The sequence below is a fragment of the Termitidicoccus mucosus genome (assembly GCF_038725785.1).
Lineage (GTDB): Bacteria > Verrucomicrobiota > Verrucomicrobiia > Opitutales > Opitutaceae > Termitidicoccus > Termitidicoccus mucosus.
On sequence record NZ_CP109796.1, the window covers coordinates 4159424 to 4179166 of the forward strand.

Below are 19743 nucleotides of genomic sequence, written 5' to 3' on the forward strand. Positions count from 1 at the left end.
AGTGCGAAAAAAAAAGCTCCCGGAATTCCGGGAGCCTTGATGGAATAGTTTCAATCGCGACCGATTGCTCAACCGCGCTTTTTGACCAGACCGAATTCCTTCTTGATGTTCTGGACGCTCGGAAGCGAGATGCCCAGCTCCTTGGCAATCACGGCGCCGGTTTTGCCCGCCTCGACCAAGGTTTTCACCTGGGCCTTGAGCTCGGGCGTGATGCGCGCGCGCTTGCCGCGCTTTTTGCCGGCGGCCTTGGGGGCTTTTTCAGCCTTGGGGGCGACGGCGGGAGCCTTCTCCACCTTGGCGGCCTTCGCTGCCTTGGCAGGACGGCCGGGTTTGCGGCCGGGGCGGGGAGCGCCGGCGGCATACTTGAGAGCCTTGATGAAGGACTCGAGATCCGAGAAGCCAAATTCCGTGTGGAGGCGCGAAAGCTTCTGCTTGATTTCTTTCTCAAGCGAGTTTTCGAGCTCGGCCACCTTGGCTTTGGCTGCTTCCAATTGTTTGATTACGTCAATAGCCATACAGAACCTAAAAGATATTACATTCACCAATATGCAAGCACTATATTCTAATAAATATCGATTTTTATGGTCATTACTCCATGACTAAATCCTTTGCCATATCGTAAGTTTTTAACATTTTTATAGTTATGATTTATTTGTAAGACACTGATAGTTAATATATAATGGAATAGAATGCGCGCCGGAACACCTGGCGGAATTTATGAAGGGTTGAATGAGAATCAGTCGGATTTGATGAATGGAGAGATGATTTCAAACGAATTGTCTAAATTCGCAACTGCATATGTAACAGTTGATTATGATACAATCAGATTCATCCAAAGGAAGGTTTTGCGCGTAATAAAGCCCCGCCACTGATAAACAGACAGCGGGCGGACCGGCCTTCGGCTTCAGCGGGCTTTGTCGGACATGCCTCTATTTAATCTTCGTGCTCCGACGACCCATATCGGACCTCCGGGTTTTTGCCGGGTTCCAATGGTGTTTTGATTTGTGCCACGAGCCGCCAGGCGGGCAAGAAAACGGGCATGGGGTTCGAGCGGGCGCGGTCTGTCATGGGCGATGCAACGATTTCAGGAGTTCCGGCGCCAATTCCCGCCACATTTCCTGGCGCGGGCCGCCTGCATTTTCGCCGTGCCAAGCCGCGCCGGCCGTCTTTATCATGCGGGGCATCCATCATGAATAATCTCAACGGACGCATCCTTGTCACCGGCGGGGCCGGATTTATCGGCAGCGCGCTCGTGTGGGCGCTCAACCGGCGCGGCATCGACGACATTATAGTCACCGATTGCCTCGGGCAGGACGAGAAATGGCGCAACCTGGTGCCGCTGCGCTTCGCCGACTACGTGGAGGCGGATGTATTCAGGAACAAAATACGCGAGCAGGCCGGCGCCTTTGGCAAATTCACCGCCATCTTCCATCTCGGCGCGTGCTCGGCCACGACCGAAAAAAACGCCGCCTACCTGGCGGACAACAATTATGGTTTCACCAAGGAGCTCGCCTTCTGGACGCTCGCGCAGCAGGCGCGTTTTGTTTATGCCTCCTCGGCGGCCACCTATGGCGACGGCGCGCGGGGAATGGACGACCGCGCGCCGGATCTGCACGCGCTCAGGCCGCTCAACATGTATGGATATTCGAAGCACCTCTTTGACCTTCATGCGCAGCGCCTCGGCCTGCTCGACCGCATCGTGGGCGTGAAATACTTCAATGTTTTCGGACCGAACGAAGACCACAAGGGCGACATGCGCAGCCTGGTGAGCAAGGCCTACCAGCAGATTCTCGAGACCGGCAGGGTGCGCCTCTTCAAAAGCCATCATCCCGATTACAGGGATGGCGAGCAGATGCGTGATTTTCTCTATGTGAAGGACGCGGTGGAGATGACACTACACTTTGCCGAGACCGCCACCGCGGCCGGGGGGCTCTACAATCTCGGCTCGGGGGAGGCGAACACGTGGCTCGCGCTGGCCCGGGCAATATTCGCCGCGCTCGGGCGCGAGCCGGAAATCGAGTTTGTGGACATGCCGGAAGCGCTGCGGGGCAAGTATCAATACTACACGAAAGCCGACATATCCAAACTGCGCGAAAGCGGATATGCCGCGCAGGTCACGCCGCTCGCCGAAGCGGTGCACGACTACGTGCAGAACCATCTCGTGCCGGGGAAGAAACTCGGCGAATAATGCCGGTGTGGTTTTCGGAGGAGCCGGCATCTTGCCGGCTCTTCGCGGCGCGCCGTGAAGCCGGGACTGCGGGGTGCCTGACAAAATTCAGGAGCACTCATGATACCATTTTCGAACCATCTTCACACTTTGGGTAGGGCGAGGCGTCCCCGCCGAGCCGGAGGCCAGCAACGGCTCGGCGGGGACGCCTCGCCCTACCCTACATTGGGAATTGGATGATACAGAAGGGCGCGGAGAACTGGCGTAAAACGCACCAGACCGTAAGGGCTTCGCTTGCGAAGCCCTTACTACACTACAGCCCGTCAGCGGAGCGGGCTTCGTTCCTTTTGTGTCATTACAATCAGGCAAATCCATTCTGCTGGCTGCACTGAACCCGACAAGAAGCGTGTTGTGTCATTCGCGCCGGCGGGTGGACAACATGCGCAGGACAAGGGCCGCCGCGGCGAGGGCGAGAAACCACCCGGACGTAGCGCCGCCGCCGCCGTTTTCCTTTTCATGGAAGGAGAGGACGGCCTCGTAGCTGGTGACCGAACCGGCGTCATTGGTGACGACGACACGGTAGGAGCCGGCGTCGCCGGGTTTGGCATAGACGATGAAAAGCGCGTCCGTGTTGGCGCCTGCGATGTCCGCGCCGTCTTTCTGCCATTGATAGCGCAGTTCGTCGCCGGAGGCCTTGACGGTGAAGCTCGCGGTGTCGCCGGGGCGGATGGCTTGCGCGACGGGATGGCGGGTAATTCTAGGCGGGGCGAGTTCGCCGACGGTCACCGTGTAGGCGCCGCTGACCACGGTCTCGCCGGAGGTAAGCGTCAAAGCGACGGAATAGGGCCCGGCGTGGAGGGCGGACTTGGCGTCGGCGACGGAGTAGTTGATGGCGGTGGCATCCGGGATGGGGAAGTTGTCGAGGTGCCATTGATACGAGACCGGGGAGAGTCCCTGGGCATGGGCCACGAGCATGAAGCTGCCGCCATTGGGCACGGCGTTGTCGGGGCCGATGACGGAGGCGGAGCCGGACACCTGCGGCGGTGTGAGCGAGGCCGCGCCGGCGGTGTTGCCGGCGTGGACGGGGACGAGCGTGCCGACGGTTTCCGCGGTATCGAGGACATGGGAGTATGAGGGGACAAACACAATGTCCTCGCCGGGGTCGGTGGTGCCGGTGGTGTTGACATAGGTGTTGCCGATCATGCGGATCGAGCCGGCCGGCAGCTTGGCGAGAGGGTCGAGCATGTCCTGATAGAGGTTGTGCGCGGAGAGGAGTTGGGACTGGTCGCCGGCGACGGTGGCGGAGGTGTTGTTTTCGGAGAGGAGGTAGTTGGCGAACATGTGGACGTATCCGAAGCTGGATACCGGCATGCCCGCGACGCAGCCCTCGGACCAGTGGTTGTGGTGCAGGGTGACGCGGTTGAGTTTGCTTTCGTCGCCCGGCGCGCCGATGCGCATGGCGGTGCGCTGCCCGGCGAAGCCGCCGGTGTAATAGAACTCGCTCCAGGAAACGGTGATGTTGTCCGAACCGTTGCCGATGGAGACGAGGGCGCCGTCGCAGTCGAAGAAGGTGCAATGCGTGACCAGCACGCCGGTCGCGCCGGAGAGGGCGAGGCCGTTGCCGGCGGCATTGGTGAAGTTGAGGCCGCGGAGGATGACGTTGCCGGTGCCGGCGGGGAGGGTGAGCAGGCCGGAAATCGTGGAGTCCGAGTTTTGCCCGAGAAGGGTTTTGTTGGAGGCAACGGTCACCGGACCGCCGACAGAGGAGAGGTCGAGCAGACCGGAAACAATCACGACGGCGGGCTCGGGGGACTCGACCAGCGCCTTGAAATCAGCCGCGGTGGACACCAGCACGGCCGGAGTGTCGCCGCCGCCGGTGATGCCGCTGGCGGAGCCGTTGGGAGCAGGCAGGGCAATGACGGCCAGTTCCAGACGGTCGGAGGAGAGCTCGGGCGAGAGGAGCACGCCGTCGCCGGGCATGGGGACGAGGTCGGCGCCGGTGAGATCGGTCGAGCCGAAGGTGGCGACGGTGACGCGCGAGCCGGGGGCGAGGGACAGGCCATCGCCGATGCGCAGGGCAACCGGCCCGGCTCCCTGTTTGTTCAGGGCGGCAACGGTCAGCGGCGCGGCGCCGACGACCAAACCGCCGCCATTGAGCACGACGGGGCGGTTGATGGTGCCTGAACCGCCGAGGAACGCGCCGGCGTTGACCGTGAGCGGGTTGGTATCGGCGGCGAGGCTGCCGTTGACCGCGAGCGTGCCGTCGTTGACCGCGATGGCGCCGGTGTGGGTGTTGGCGGCGGAGAGGGTGAGGGTGCCGCCGCCGGTCTTCGTCATGGTGCCGGAGCCGCTGAGCACGCCGGCGAGAGTGATGTCGTGCGGGACGCCGGCGGCGCTGGCGGCCTTGATGGTGATGTTGCCGCTGCCGCTGGTGACGACCATCGGGACGGTGGTGGACCAAGTGGAGTCCGCGCCGAGGGTGCCGCGGGTGAGGTTGATGTTGGTGGTGAAGGCGCCGTTTTTCACGAGGCCTTGTTCGCCGAGGTAAAGGGCGGCGCTGGCGGCGTTGAGGTTGATGGTGGCGGAGCCGGCGGTGACCGTGGAGTCGTAACCGAGGGCGATGCGGGCGGCGGTGACGGTGCCGCCGGTGATGTGAAGCTCGGCAATATTGTTGGCGTTGGAGCCGTTTTTGCGGGACATGACGATGCCGTTGACGGTGTCGGTCGAGACAAGTTCGCCGCTGGTGACGCGGATTTGGCCGCCGCGCCCGCTGCTGGCCTGCCAGCCGTTCCAAAGCGGGCCGGTGACGATGAGCTTGCCGCCTTCGACGGAGACCGCGCCCCAAGAGTTGTTGGTGGCAACGCCAAGGGTGCCGATGGTCGCGGTGCCGCCTTTGACAATGAGGCCGTTGCCATAGCCGCCGGAACCGTCGGCGCTGCGCTGGAGCATGATTTCATCGGCTGTCATGATGCCGCCGGTGACTTGGATGCGGCCGTTGCGGTTGTTGCCGGAGGTGATGGCCTTGAAGTCGGCCCTGCCGTCGCTCACGAGAATCATGTTTTCCGAGGTGAACACCATGTTCACGCCGGCGGTTGTCGAGAACGTGCCGCCCGCAACGATGAGGCCGGAGCCGGCGGCGGGAAGGTTGAGCGGCTGGGTCATGTTGAGCGCCGCGCCGGGGCCGAGCCTGAGATAGCCTTGCTGGACACCGATCGAGCCGGAGAAGACGCCGATGTTGTTGAGTTGAAGCGTGCCCCATCCGGTTTTGAGCAGGCCGGAGCTTGAGCTGAATGGCGTGTCGATGATCACCGGGTAATTCCGGCCATTGGCGGCCTTGTGGTAGTCCTGGGTGCCGCCATCGCCCATGTTCTCGTAGGTGACTTTGACCTCGGGCGTGGCTCCGCCGAGGTTGGCGAGGGTAATGGAGGCGTTGGTCGAAGTGCCGGCCACGCGCCATGCGCCGGGGGAATCTTCATCGGCGTCGGCAAAGATGAGCCGGCCAAGGGTGAGCGGGGAGTCGAGGGTGACGGTGGCGGTCTCCTCGATGTCGATGCCGCTGAAATCCGCCGTCGCGCCAAGGCCGCCGGCAACGGCGCCTTGATACCACAGGCTGGCGGCGTTCCATGCACCCGCGCCGTCCTCGCCTCCCTCCCACCAGCCGCTGCCGGGGTGGCGCATGGTGAAGGTCTGGCCTCCCGTGTAGGCGGCGGTGCCGGAGTTGCCCGCGAGGTCGGTGATGCCGGTCTGGTTGGTTTTGAGATCGAGGCGGAGGGTGTTGTCGCCGCCCGCGCCGGTCACGGAAACATCGTAGGTGCTGGCGTCAACCTGCGAGAGGTTTGAGATGTCGCCGGTCACGGTGGAGTCGCCTTTCGTGAGCGTGAAGTTGTCTGTCTGCACGCCGTTTACAGGCTCGGAGAAGGTGACGCGGTAAACGAGATTCTGCTCGGCGGTGCCCGTCCTGTCGGCGGGAGAGAGGCGGCGGATGCCCGCGACGGTGGGCCGGGTCTTGTCAATCGTCACGACGAAGGGCGCGGACATGGCGCTGGGCGTGCCGCCGGTGTCGGCGGTGGCGAGGAAGGTCGGTGCCGCTGGCGGCGAGGAGGCGATAAACCTGGACGATGTCGCCGGCACGCGCGGTCCCGGAAAACGACAGCGTCCCCGAATTGGTGATCTGGTCCGAGTCAGATGAGCCGGTGTCAGGTGTGACCAGGGTAAAGACCGGCGGCGGGATGCCCATGTCAACGCTGAGCGGAGTCGAGGCGGCGCTGGTGTTGTCCACCAAGTCGGTCGCGGTGGCGGTGAAGGTGTATGCTGCGTCAGCAAAGGTGACGCCCGCATCGCAGACCGCATCCCAGTTGCCGTAGCCATCGGCGGTGCCGGTGGCGACGATGCCGAGGACCGCCTCCGACACGGTGATGGTGGCATAGGGCGCGGCGGTGCCGCTAAAGGTTTTTTCGGTGGCGGAGACGACGAAGCGGTCGATCACGGGCGCGGCATCGGCGGTGTTTTTCACGTGCACGGCGTGGGCGGCGGAGGGGAGCGAGAGGGTGTCGTCGGCGCGCCGCACGCGGGCTGTGAAGGCGTATTGGCGCTCCGTCACGCCGCTGGGCGCCAGGCTCCAGTTGCCGCCGGCGTCCGCGGTCGTCGTGCCGACGAGATCGCCGGTATCGACCCGGGACACCTCCACGGTCGCGCCCGCCGGGGCGGTGCCATGGATGGAGAGGGCGGCGCTGTTGGTGATGCTGCCGCCGGTGAGCGGGTCGGAGGCGGACACTCCCGAGGCCGGCGTGATGCCGGTGATGACGGCCTCGGGCACGCCGGAGGTGACAATGGAGTTGAGGTAGAATTCGAGGTTGGTGTAGCCGTCGGCGCGCACGGTGTTCGCGTAGGCGGTGTCCGCCGGGGAGGGGCGGCCCATCGCGCCGGCCCACCAGTCGGGGATGCCGGTGGCGTTGGTATCGGCGGGCGGGATGCCGCCGGTCATGGCGGGCTGGCCGCCGACATCGCCCTCGCGCGCGACGAGGGCGCCGAGCATGCCGTAGGAGGAGAGCTGGGCGATCATGCGGGCGTCCACGGGGTCGCGACGGTCGGAGGCGCCGGCCTTGGCCATGACTTTTTGGAGGGCGGTCGCGGCATCGTCCGTGGTGACGGCCACGGGGGAGAGGTTGCTGCGCGAGGTCGCGAGCGCGGCGCCGGCCCTGGTGAAATCGGTGTCCGTGACAAGACGCCCGTTGAGCGAGCCGTTTTTGTCGGTGTCCGCGTAATTGCCGCTGTGATAAACGTGGTCGGTGGAGCCAAACCCGGAGATGAAGCTGCTCGATGAGCTCGGGCCGCCGATAAAATAATTGTTGATAAGGTCCTGATAGAAATGGCCCGAGGAATGCCCGCCCACGAAGCCAGAGCCGCCCCAGTTATAGACGACGTTGTTGATGTATTCGATGTCGGCCTTGGCCTTGGGGTTGCGGCTGTGGTTGTTGGCCCAAAAGGTGTGGTGGACGGTGATTTTTTTCGCCCCCTCGAAAAGCGCGCCGAGATATTGCGGGAGGATGGCCTCGCCGACGAGGCAGTATTGGAAGGTGATGTCGGTGGAGTTGCTATCGAGTTTTATATTGTCCCAACGGCCCCAGGTCACGGAGACGTGATCGAAGATGACATTGGCCGCGCCGCCGGCGGAGAGGGCGTAGTTGCTGCTGGGCATGTCGATGGAGCCGTGGATGCGCAGGTAGCGGCAGATGACGTTATTCTTGAAGGCGACCGTGTTGCCGTAAACGGTGATGCCGTCGCCCGGCGCGGTCTGGCCGGCGATGGTGATGTTCCCCCGTACGGTGACGGTGCTGTTGATATTGATGACGCCGCCCACGGCAAAGACGACGGTGCGGGGAGTTGACCCGGTGGTGACGGCGTCGCGGAAGGAGCCCGCGCCGGAGTCGTTCAGGTTGGTGACGATATAGATCTCGCCTCCACGCCCGCCCGTCGCGGCGGCGCCGAAACCTTCCGCGCCGGGAAACGCCGGCACGGCGCCGAGGCAGGCGAGGCTGAGTGTGCTTGATACAAGCGCGGCGGCGAGCGCACGCGTCAGTTTGTGGAAGACATGCGGGTTCATATAAAAACTTTTATTATTCGGGCATGCCTCCTGTTCAGAACGCGGGGCGAAAAACAGGGCGGCAGGGGAATGGTGTGGCTGGAAAATAGAGATAAAGGGCGACGGGTGCCGGGGAGGTTTCCACTACAATTCGACTCACACCGACAAACAACCGGTATATATACCGGACAGTCCGTGTGCGAACACGGCGACGGTGATTTCGAAAACCGGCGGCATGTGATGCGCCGGTATGACAAAGCCGGGGTCATGCGGCCCCGGCTTTGTCATATATCATGATTGCGCGGCGTGCCGCGAATCATGCCAATTCCGAACGAATTCACTCTTTTGGAGGGCCGAGCTCCTGCGAGGCCGTCGCGGAAAAACGTCACGTATAACCGCGACGGCCTCGCAGGAGCTCGGCCCTCCAGCAAAAAGGGTGATTTTTGGGGGAAATGGTATCAGGCGGCTCTATAAATGGCGGCGTCCGGCCAGGCCGCGCAGGGCGAGGAGCGCGGCGGAGAGGGCGAGGAGCCACCAAGTGGGGGCGCCGCCACCGCCGCCGCTTGGTTTTTCCTCAAGGGAGAGGCGGGCCTCGTAGCTGGTGGCCGCGCCGTGGTCGTTGCTCACGATGACGCGGTAAACACCGGCATCGGACGATTTCGCATAGACGACGAAGAGCGCGTCGGAGGTGGCGCCGGCGATGTCCACGCCGTCCTTCTGCCATTGGTAGCGCAGGCCGTTGCCGGTCGCGTTGACGCTGAAGCTCGCGGTGCCGCCGGGCTGGATGGATTGCGCGACGGGGTGGCGCGTGATGCGCGGCGGGGAGACATCGGCCGCGGTGATTTTCGCGGATTCAAAGGCGTCCACGGCGTTTTGCAACATGCGCAGGGCGGTAGCCGTCTCGGTCTGCGTGACGCCGGTTTTGCCCGCCACGGCCTTGACGGTGCCGATGACCGCGTCAAGCGCGTCCACGGCGGCCTGCGGATACTGGCCCTCGGCAGTGCCGACAACGGCGTCGGCCAAGAGCGCGTCGGCGTCGGCGATCCCGGCGTTCAACGCCGAGAAGTCCACGACCAATGCCGCCGTCTCGAAGGCCTCCACGGCGGTTTGCAGCGTGTCGAGCGCGGCGGTGATGGCGGCTTGCGTGGGGGCGGGCGCGGCGGCGGCGTTGAGCGCGGCGTCGATGGCGTCGGCGAGCGCGTCAATGTCGGCCTGCGCGTGCTGGCCGTGGCCGGAACCGGCGGAGGCGCGGGCGTGGAGCGAGGCGGCGCCGGCGATGGCGGTTTGCAGCGCGGAGAAGTCCACGGTCACGCGCGCCGCCGCGAACGCGGCCCCGGCGTTTTGCAGCGCGCCAAGGGCGGTGTTGACCCCGACTGGCGTGATCCCGGCCTGGCCGGAAACGGCTTGCGCGGTGTCGCGAGCGTCGGCGAACACGTCGATGGCGGCCTGCGGATGCCCGCCCTGCCCGACTGGCAGCAGCGCGCGGCAGCGTCGCGTCCGCAGACAGCCGCCGTGAACGCCGTCATCACAGCGGGCTATGGTGACGGCAAGCGTGACGACGACCGCTTCCGCATCGGCAATGGCGGTGGCGAGCGAGTCAATGTCGGTCTGCGAATGCTGCCCATGACCCTCGCCGGCAAGGGCGCCGGAATGCAGCGCGCCGGCTTCGCCGATGGCGTCGAGCAGGGCGGTGAAATCGACGGAAATCACGGCGTCCTCGAACGCTTCCATCGCGTTTTGCAGCGCGGTGAGCGCCACGTCCAGTTCAGCCTGGGTGACGTGCTGTTTGGTGCGGACGGAGGTTACGGTGCTGATGGCCGTGTCCAGTGTGTCGAGGGCGCTTTGCGGGTATTGCCCGTCGCCGGGGCCGACGCTGGCGGCGGCGAGGAGGGCGTTTGCGTCGTCGAGCATCTCGTCGAGCGCGGTGAAGTCCACTGCGATTCGCGAATCGGCGGCGGTGTCGGTGGCGGCTTGCAGGGAGGCGAGCAGGGCGGGGGTGTCCCCGCCTTGCTGCGCGGTGACTATGGCGGCGGTGAGGGCGTCGATGACGGCTTGCGGATACTGGCCATCGCCGTTGCCGATGGAGATGTCGGCGAGAAACGTCTGGGCTGCAGCGATGGCGGCGGTGAGCGCGTCGGCGGGAGTGCGGACAACCAGCTCAAGCCTGGCTGAGACCACCTGCACGGCGGCGACGTCGGACAAGCGTGCGAAGTCGGCGTCTGCGAGGGTGGTGGCGCCGATGGTGGCCAGCGTGTAGGTGCCGGCGGTGGCGGGGAGGCCACCCGCGACGGTTACGTTGATGCGGCCGGCGCCAGTCTTGGCGAGCGTTTGCCCGATGGCGAGGGCGGGGGGCGCGGACGTATCGAGGACGAGGGTGGCGCCAGCATGGAGGATGACGGGGCGGTTGATGGTGCCGCTGCCGGAAAGGGTCGCGCCACTGGCGACGGTAACGGCGGCGGTGGCGGCGGCGAGGGAGCCGTTCACGTTGAGCGCGCCCTCGCTGACGGCGACCGGGCCGGTGAAGGTGTTCGCGGCGGCGAGCGCGAGCGTGCCGGAGCCGGCCTTGGTGAAGCCGCCGGCGCCGGAGAGGACGCCGTTGAGGGTGATGTTACGGGCGGCGCCGGCCTCGTCGTCGGCGCGCAGTTCGATGTCGCCGGACAGCGTCATGGGCACGCTGGAGCTCCAAGTGGCTTTCGCGCCGAGCACGCCGCTGGTGAAATTGACGGACGTGACAAGGGCCGCGCCCCCGTTTTTCACGATGCCGCCGGAGCCGAGGAAGAGCGTGCCGCCGTCGATGTTCACGAACGTGGTGCCCGAGGTGACGCTGGCCGAGGCGCCGAGGGTGATTTTCTCGACCTGGCTCACGCCGCCGAGGAAGTTGAGGTAGGAGGTGTTGCCGGCGGAGGCGCCCGGCCTCGCGTTCATCACGATGCCGGAGGCGGTGTTGGTGGAGACGAATCTGCCGCCGGTCACGCGGAGGGCGCCGCCGCGGTTGGAGTTGGTGTTGAGATTGGCGATGGTGAGCACGCCGCTCACGGTGAGCTGTCCGCCCTCGACGGACATCAGGGCGTTGGAGGCCCCGGTGCCCAAGCTTACCGCGCCGCTCACCGTCGTGGTGCCGCCGGTGATCACGATGCCCCGGTCGAAGTTGGTGATATTGCCGTCAGTGCTGCGCTGTATGGTGATGGATGACAGCGACACGAGGCCGCCTTCAAAGCGGACGGCGAGGCCGTTGCCGTTGTTGTCCGACGTGAACGCGCCGCTGCTGAGGGTGCCGGACTTGACCGTGAATCTTGGCGTCGCGCCAGTGATGCTTACCGAGGAGGGTCTGGCATAGCCGCCATCAAGGACGAACGCCTTTTCGGTTTGCACGGTGAGGGTGCCGAGCGAGCCGTAGTAGCCGCCGGTGGTGACGGCGAGGGTGCCGGCATTCACGCTGATGGCTCCGGAGAGCGGGCTGCTGCCGGAGAGGGTGAGCGCGGCCGTGCCGGACTTGTTGAAGCCGACCGTGCCGGCGAGAGGCGCGGCGATGACGGTGTCGGCATCCACCGTGACGACGGGTGCGGCCAAGCCGGTGACGAGCGTGAGCGCGACGGGCACGCCGGACTTCGGAGCGATGCGCCAGCTGCCGGCGGTGCCGGCATCGGCGTCGGCGAAATTGAGGTTCGTGATCGTCCGCGCGGCATCGAGGGTCACGACGGTTTCGCCGGTGATGTCGAGCGTGTCGAACTTGGCGGTCTTGGAGGGGCCCTCGGCCATGACGGTGTTTTCCCAGTTGTCGAAATCGCCCCAGTTTCCACCGGCGGGGTTGGTCCAGGTGCCGTCGCCCCGGAGCGAGCGGGTGTAGGTTTCACTGGCGGTGAAGTCCGCAGCCATGGCGTTGCCAGCGATGTCGGTCAGCCCGGCCTTGTTGATGTTCAGGGCGAGCCTGCCCTCGCCGGTCACGTTGGTGGAGACAAGGACAATGCTCGCGTCATCGGGCGTCACTTGGTGGGTGAATGACGTGACGGCGAGGTCGCCTGCGGAAGGCACGGGCGAGAAGCTGGAGGCTTGCAGGCCGGAGACGGGTTCGGAAAACGCGACCTTAAAGACGAGCGCGCCGGCCTGAACGGTTTCGGAGAGGGGGTTGTGGCGGGTGACGGCGAGCACCGTCGGAGGCGCGGTGTCGATTTTCACCGCGACGGGAAGGGACGAGGGGCTTTTGGCCGGACCGCTGGCAGTCACGGCGGCGAACACATACTCGCCGTCGGCCAGCGTGCCGGCGGCGGGATATGGCAGGCTCCATGCGCCGGCGGCATCCGCCATGACCGTGCCGATGTCGCCGGTGCCGGCGAGCGAGATCGTGACGGAGGCGCTGGCGCCGGCGGTGCCTTGCAGCGTGATGACGCCGGCGCTGGTGATGAAGTCGCCAGCGGTCGCGGTGTCGGGCGTGATGCCGGTGATGGCCGGGGTGGTGATGGCAGTGTCAACGGTCTCGGTGGCCGAAGCTCCGGCGCCGGGGTTGCCGGCGATGTCCTCCACGGTGGCCGTGAAGTTGTGCGAGGCTGGCGTGACGGTGGCTGCGTAAGGGAACGACCAGACTCCCGCCGCGTCCACGAGGGCGGCGCCAAGCACGGCACCGTCCATGCTGACCGTGACGCGGCCAAGCGGGATGGCGGTGCCGGTGATGAGGAGGCCGGAGGCGCCGCTGGACACACGCTCGACGACGGGGGCAGGCGGGGGCGCGGTGAAGATGACGACGGAGAAGACAGCGGATTGCAGGCCGGTGCGACCCTGGCCGTCGGTCGCGGTGGCGGCGAAGGGATACTCGCCCTCGGGGAGCGTGGTGGCGGTATAGTCGAATGTCCATGCGCCGGTCACGCCGTCCGCCACGGCGGCACCGAGCTGACCGTCGCCGGGGAGGTCGAGGCGGAAGATTTTAACCGTGGCGCCGGGCTGTGCTGTGCCGTGGAGGGTGATTTGCGGTGTCTTGGTGATGGCGTCGGAGGCGGACAGGCCGCTGTCGGGCGTGATGCCGGTGATGACCGGCGCCGCCGGGCCGAGCAACTGGGGAAGCGAGGTGGCGAAGACGGGGCGGGGCGGGGCCTCCATCTGCGCGCCGATGTAGTAGCTGGGGTGCGGGGGCTGGTTGTAGGCGACGTTTTGCCAGGCGATGGCGAGGCGATACTGGCGGTCGTGCATGAGCGTGGTGAAGCGATGGTTTGTCGCGGCGGTGGTGGTGTAGATGCGCAGGGCGGTGTCGCCGCTCTCGGCAACGATCAACTCCTCACGCCAGTCGCCGAGGATGTCGCCGCTGAGGGCGGGGTTGGCCTTGGTGCCGTTGCCGGAGTGCACGCCGGAGGGGGCGAACAGGGAGGAGGCGCTGCTGCCGTTCCATTTGGTGATGGTGGTGCCGTCGAGGAGCTCGCGCTGGAGGTCGCCGTCCCACCAGATCATGAAGTTCATGGCGGGGCGGTTGGCGCTGATTTGCGTGAGCGTGGAGGCGTCGATGACATTGGCGGCGGCGCCCCAGACTTGGTAGCCGGGGTAGCGCGCGTCGATGTGGCCCGCGCCGGCGCGTCCGGTGTCGCCGGTGGCAGTGAGGCGGAGGAGGATTTCGCCGGTGCGGACGTCACGGAGGGAGTGGCCGTAGGGAGATTCCTCGTGGCAGACCCAGACTTGCTGGCCGGGGCGGCTGGGAATCATTTTCGAGACGTGCATGGCGTCGCCGTGGCCGAGGCCGGTGGAGTAGAGGCCGGTGCCGTCGTTGTTGACGGTCATGGAGCCGTAGATGATTTCGTCGCAGCCGTCGCCGTCCACGTCGGCGACGGTGAGGTTGTGATTGCCCTGGCCGGCGTAGGCGCTGTTGGGCTTGCCGTCGGCGCCGTTGCCGGGGGCGGCGCTGTCGAAGAGCCAGCGTTGCGTGAGCTGGCCGTCGCGCCAATCCCACGCGACGAGGAAGGTGCGCGTGTAATAGCCGCGGCACATGATGATGCTGGGACGCCTGCCGTCGAGGTAGGCGACGGCGGCGAGGTAGCGGTTCATGCGATTGCCGTAATTGTCGCCCCAGAGCGCGTTTTGGCGGGTGGCGTCGGGGTTGTCGGCGTGGTTGTCGGGGTCGCGCTGGGGCAGGTATTGGGTGGTGGCGAGCGCCGCGCCGGTGAGTCCGTCGAAGACGGTGAGGAACTCAGGGCCGCTGAGGACGTAGCCGTCGGTGGTGCGGTAGTCGGCGGCGGCGTTGCCGATTACGGTGCCGTCGCCGTCGATGGTGCCGTCGGCGGTCTTGCAGGCGAGCTCGGCTTTGCCGTCGCCGTCGAAGTCATAAACGAGATACTGCGTGTAGTGCGCGCCGGAGCGGATGTTTCTGCCGAGATCAATGCGCCAGAGGCGGGTGCCGTCGAGCTTGTAGGCGTCGAGGTAGGTGTTGCCGGTGTAGCCGGCCTGGGAGTTGTCCTTGGCGTTGGAGGGATACCACTTGACGATGATCTCGTATTCGCCGTCGCCGTCGAGGTCGCCCACGGAGCAGTCGTTTATCTCGTAGGTGCAGGTGGAGTTGTCGGGCATCGTCATGCTTCCGGGGCGCTGGAGCGCGATGCGCAGGTAAGGCTGGCTGGTGTTGATGCCCGCGGCCATGGCGAACGAGCCGTCCGCCGTCCTTTCCACGCCGTAGGTGACCGGGCGGACAGTGTAGGTGTTTTGTTTGGCGAAGTCCACCGGCGTGTCCTCGAAGCTGGTGGCGGCGGTGAGCGGCTGGGCGTTGAGTTTCACGGGCGCGCCGCCGTCGGTGCTGCGGTAGAGGTTGAAGGCGGTGCCCTCGGGGTCGGTGCCGAGGAGGCGCCAGCTTACGAAGGCCTTGGATGACGAGGCGGGCACGGCGACGACGCCGCGCCCGAGGTTTTCCATCAGGAATGGAGCCGTCTGGGCGGAGATGGCCGCAATAATTCCGGATGCGGCGAGCAGGAGGCATGACAAGAATTTCGTATTGTTCATGGGAGAAGGGCAGGGAATTGAAAAAACATCCGGGTTTATCGGACGGGATTCAGGGAATGGCAGGGTCAACTATTGTCGTGCCGCGGGCGGCACTTTATGAATGTAAAATAAAACTAAAGCAGCCGGACTTTCATTTCGCCCCTCCCCTGCCGGCAAAATCATCTACTGTCGTACAGTATGAATAAAAATCATACAGTATGAGTATAAGCGTGGGCTCCTTTATCCCGAAATCCGCGATAGGATCGAGTGGCATGGGCGACTCGCCCATGCGCTGACGGTGCGCCTTGGTTTGTGCGTCAAGCCACACGGGCGAGTCGCCCGCGCCACCCGATCCTTTTTGCGAGGCTTTCGCCTCGCCCGGCGACGGGGGCGCCGCCGCTCCGATACACGGCTATCGCGGCATCCGGCGTCAATACCGGCGCCCCGAAGCAATCAGGTTTTGCAAAGCAGCAGCGGTCTCCGCGCCGTCCTCATTCGCTCCGCGAGCGCGGGATTTTCCGGCGGCCCCGTCACGGAATGCGCAGTTGCATGCCGACGCGCAGGTCGGTCTTGCTGCGCAGCACGTCGCGGTTGGCGTTAAAGATCGCCTCGACCCGCGCGTTGGAGGCGGTGCCGTAATACTGGCGGGCGATGTTATACAGGCTGTCCCCGGCGCGCACGGTGTGGGTGCGCGCGGCCGCTTGGGGCGGCGGCGGTTGCGCGGGTTGTTGCTGCTGTTGCTGGGACTGGGAGGAGGACGCGCCGGACGGACGCGCGGGCGTGGAGACGCTTGCGTTCGGGTTTGGGTTGGGCGTGGGATCAAACGTCGCCACCGGGTAAACCTCGTTCGCGGCGGCCGGGGCGGCCTGCACGACCGTGCCTCCGTTGTTCGGCGCGGCCAGGCCGGCGGCGGCCCGGGTGGAGGTGAGCGCGGCCTGAAGTTGCTCGTTTTCGCGCTGGAGCCGCTGGAGCGCGTCGGCGTAGTCGGCGGGCGCGAGCGGGCTGGCGTCGAGCGGCCGGCCCGGCAGCGTGCGCGCGTATTCGCGCATCGACGCCTCGAGGCGCTGGCGCACGAGGTCGGACTGGGGCGAGTTGGGCTTCAACTCGCGGTATTTGCGGAAGTGGTAGATGGCGGCGATGGGGTCGTTGATGTGCTGCTGGTAGAGCAGGCCGATTTCGAGGTGCGATTCGGCGGCGTTGTTGAGGCCGCGTTTTTCCAGGACCTTGTTGAACTCCGCCAGCGCCTCCTGGTTGCGGCCCTGGCGCAGCAGCTCCTTGCCGCGGCGGTAGGCGGGCTCGTCCACCTCGGCGGTGGCCGGCGGCGAATCCCCGCGCTCGCATCCCGCCGCGAAGAGCAGCGCCGCAAGGGCCAGCAGGGCGAGGGTGAAAAAACGGTTTCGCATCGGTTCGGGAAAGGATTTGAACGAAAAAAACTTCCGCTTACTTTCGCAAGCCTGTCATCGACTGACGACCTTATTTTCAAATGTCCCTCGCCACCAAAACCGCCCTGGCCCGCGCGCGCGCCTGCATCCAGATCGAGATCGACGCGCTCGCCGAGACCGCCCGCACCCTCGACAAGTCCTTCGCCGACACCGCCCGCGCGGTCGAGGCGTCCGCCGCCGCCGGCGCCAAGCTCATTTTTTCCGGCATCGGCAAATCCGCCCACATCGCGCAAAAACTCGCGGGCACCTTCAACAGCACCGGCATCCCCTCCTGTTTCCTCGACGCCGTCCACGCGCTCCACGGCGACCTCGGGCTTTGCGCCGAGGGCGACCACGCCATCCTCGCGAGCAACAGCGGCCAGTCCGAGGAGGTGCTCCGGCTCGTGCCCGTGCTCAAGCGTTTCGGCGTGAAAATCACCGCGCTCACGAGCGCGCCGGATTCCGACCTCGCGCGCCACGCCGACCACCTGCTGCTCTACCGCGTGCCGCGCGAGGCGTGCCCGCTTGCGCTCGCGCCGACCGCCAGCACGACCGCCGCGCTCGCGCTCGGGGACGCGCTGGCGATGGTGCTGCTCCAGAGCCGCGGCGTCACGCGCGAGGATTTTGCGCGCTACCATCCGGCCGGCAACCTCGGGCGCCTGCTGCTGCTGAAGGTGCGCGACATCATGCGCACCGGCGACCGTCTGCCGGTGATGCGCGACACCGGTTCGCTCCAGAACGCGATTCTGGCCATGACCGCCGCGAAGTCCGGAAGCATCGCGCTCACGCATCCGGGGACGGGCAAGCTCACCGGCATCCTCACCGACGGCGATTTCCGCCGCAGCGCGCTCACCGGGCCGGGATTTTTGGAAAAACCGGTGTCCGCGTTCATGACCCGCGCGCCGAAGGTCATCGGCGAGGATGCGCTCGGCGTGGAAGCGGTGCGCATGTTCGAGGCCCACAAGATCGACGACCTCATCGTGGTGGACCGCGCCGGCCGCCCGGTCGGCCTCGTGGACGGCCAGGATTTGCCGAAGCTGAAGGTGGTGTAAGACCAATTCCGAACCAATTTCAGACTTATCAAGCTAGGGCGAGGCGTCCCGCCGAGCCGTTGCAGGCCCACGGCTCGGCGGGACGCCTCGCCCTACCCAAAAGAGGGTCTCCAAGCACTCACCAGTCCTGGGCTTTCGCGATGGCCTCCCAGGAGGCGCGCACCTCGGGCGGGAGCGGCTGAGCGGCGAGCCAAGTGACGGCGAGGGAGTTGCATGACGCCGCCGACGCTGCCAACCCGCCGCCATCGCAGTCAACGCACGCAAACCGGCGCTCCCCGGAAATTTGCGCGTCTCTTGGCCAAAGGTGCGGGCAAAGAACCATGCCCGTGTGGTTGTTTTCCACGGTCGTCCTGCAAAAAGTGGGCAAAACCTTCCCCCTCCGTCCCCCGTCCCGGTCGTTGCCCGCTTGATATGATTATTTCCAGCCGCCTTTTACAATCCTGCCGTACCCTTGCCGGCGCGGGCATTTTTGTGTTCGCTTTTGTCGCCGCACCGGCGGATGCGGCCGAGCTTTTCTGGTCGGGACGCGAGTCCGCCGACTGGTCGAACCCGCGAAACTGGAACTCGCATGTTCCGGCCACGCCGGACGCAGCCCCGCAGCACCTGAATTTTGACCGGCATTCCGCCAAGCCCTCCGCCTTCAGTCCGAATCTCGACACCGACCTCACCGCCGCCTCGCTGCGCTTTCACGGCGGCGATTTCACGCTCGGGTCGTCCGCGAACAAAAAACTTTCGCTGCTCCTCAACAGCACCATCGATGCAGACGCCACCATCGTGAACATCGTCGGCGGCAACACGATCAACCACGACGTGGCGTTCACCGGCGGCGTCAACAACGCCCGCGCCGTTTACGTGGACAGCGGCACGCTGCGGTTTGGCGCGGGCGCGACGCTCGACTTCAGCGGCATGCTGAAGGAGGGCGTCGGCCTTGCCCTCACGCATGTTTACGTGGCCGGCGGCGCGCGGCTGGTTTCCGACGGCGCCGTGAAGGCCGCAGGCACGCGGGGCGCGGGCACCAGCGTCGCGCTGCTCAAGACCGGCGGCGGCACCTGGACGATCAACAGCGACAACAACGACCTCTCGCTCCTGACCAATTTCCGCATCCAGGAAGGAGCCCTCGACATCACCCGGCCCGGCGGCCTCGGCGCCACGAGCATCGGCTGCTCGGGCGACGGGCACCGCGCCATCTACATCAACACCCCCGGCGGCACGCTCGCCGCGTCGTTCAACTTCATCGCGGGCGGCTCCAATTCCAGCCTCACCATCGGCACCCAGCTCGCCTCCGGCACCGTGAGCTTCACCGGAGCCATGGCGCTTTCCTCCGCCGGCATCGCCGACACGGACAGCCGCGCCACCCGGTTCGCCGCGCCCGAAGGCGCGACCGTGGTGGTGGGCGGAGTCATCGGCGACTCGCACGCCACCAACGCCAACCGGCAGGGCGGCATCGACAAGACCGGCGGCGGCGCGCTCATCCTCACCGGCAACAACACCTACACCCAAGGCACCACCGTCAGCTCGGGCACGGTGTTTTTCAACAACGCCGCCTCATCCTCCGGCAACGGCGCCGTCATCGTGAAGGAGGGCGCGTCCATCGCGGGCTGGAGCGACGTCAACGCCGGCGGCAGAATCGTCGGCACCGTCGTCACCGGCGGCACCACCGCCACCATCATCCCCGGCAACGGCGACCATGCGGCCGCGACGCCGCTCGGCGCGACCCGCCTCACCATCGGCGGCAATCTCGATGTCACCGCCGGCGCGCGCATCCATGTCAACAGTTCAACCAGCCTCCAAGTCATGGCCACCGGGACACTGATCGGCGCCGCCTCCTCCCGCGTGATTGTTGACTTCACCGGGTCGGCCTTCGCCGGGGGCGCCCTGCCGGCGGACGTGTTGCTGGTGAGCTTTGCGTCCGCCTCGGGGATCGACGCCTCGGCATTCAGCGCCGCCGGTCTCCCGGCCGGACGGACGGCGACCTTTTCCATCGCGAACGGCAACAGGCTCAGGGTGTCCTTCGCCGACCCATAGGCCGTTTCCCCTCCGTCCGCAAAACGCCCGATTTCAACCCATCCCGTT

Annotated in this window: 9 protein-coding genes; 3 read left to right on the top strand and 6 right to left on the bottom strand. The window is 65.9% G+C overall.

Annotated features, from left to right (window positions below):
- Positions 1 to 68 precede the first annotated feature (68 nt).
- Positions 69 to 515: a hypothetical protein gene (locus OH491_RS14595; RefSeq protein ID WP_068773079.1), complete on the bottom strand. Its 447-nt coding sequence runs from the start codon at positions 513 to 515 to the stop codon at positions 69 to 71.
- Positions 516 to 1189: 674 nt separating this feature from the next.
- On the opposite strand from OH491_RS14595, the gene rfaD reads away from it, so the two are divergent.
- Positions 1190 to 2188 (top strand): ADP-glyceromanno-heptose 6-epimerase, encoded by a 999-nt coding sequence (gene rfaD, locus OH491_RS14600; protein ID WP_068773080.1) that lies wholly within the window; start codon positions 1190 to 1192, stop codon positions 2186 to 2188.
- Positions 2189 to 2581: 393 nt separating this feature from the next.
- On the opposite strand, the gene OH491_RS14605 is transcribed toward rfaD, so the two are convergent.
- From OH491_RS14605 to OH491_RS14620, 4 genes are all read right to left on the bottom strand, one after another.
- Entirely contained in the window at positions 2582 to 6205 is a 3624-nt protein-coding gene (locus OH491_RS14605) for an immunoglobulin domain-containing protein (RefSeq protein ID WP_342751091.1), read from the bottom strand.
- Positions 6177 to 8270 (bottom strand): Ig-like domain-containing protein, encoded by a 2094-nt coding sequence (locus OH491_RS14610; protein WP_342750534.1) that lies wholly within the window; start codon positions 8268 to 8270, stop codon positions 6177 to 6179. Before OH491_RS14610 ends, OH491_RS14605 begins: the two co-directional genes overlap by 29 nt.
- A gap of 447 nt (positions 8271 to 8717) precedes the next feature.
- Positions 8718 to 15218, bottom strand: coding sequence for an Ig-like domain-containing protein (locus tag OH491_RS14615; RefSeq protein ID WP_342750535.1), 6501 nt, complete (start codon positions 15216 to 15218; stop codon positions 8718 to 8720).
- Positions 15219 to 15727: 509 nt separating this feature from the next.
- Positions 15728 to 16600, bottom strand: a complete 873-nt coding sequence (locus OH491_RS14620; protein WP_068773083.1) for a Cell division protein CpoB — start codon at positions 16598 to 16600, stop codon at positions 15728 to 15730.
- 80 nt (positions 16601 to 16680) lie between these two features.
- On the opposite strand from OH491_RS14620, the gene OH491_RS14625 reads away from it, so the two are divergent.
- On the top strand, positions 16681 to 17670 hold the full coding sequence (locus OH491_RS14625) for a KpsF/GutQ family sugar-phosphate isomerase (protein ID WP_068773084.1): 990 nt from the start codon (positions 16681 to 16683) through the stop codon (positions 17668 to 17670).
- Between the two features lie 118 nt (positions 17671 to 17788).
- On the opposite strand, the gene OH491_RS14630 is transcribed toward OH491_RS14625, so the two are convergent.
- Positions 17789 to 18013 (bottom strand): hypothetical protein, encoded by a 225-nt coding sequence (locus tag OH491_RS14630; protein ID WP_334319744.1) that lies wholly within the window; start codon positions 18011 to 18013, stop codon positions 17789 to 17791.
- A gap of 128 nt (positions 18014 to 18141) precedes the next feature.
- On the opposite strand from OH491_RS14630, the gene OH491_RS14635 reads away from it, so the two are divergent.
- Complete coding sequence (locus OH491_RS14635; protein ID WP_068773086.1) at positions 18142 to 19695, top strand: autotransporter-associated beta strand repeat-containing protein; 1554 nt, start codon at positions 18142 to 18144, stop codon at positions 19693 to 19695.
- Positions 19696 to 19743 lie beyond the last annotated feature (48 nt).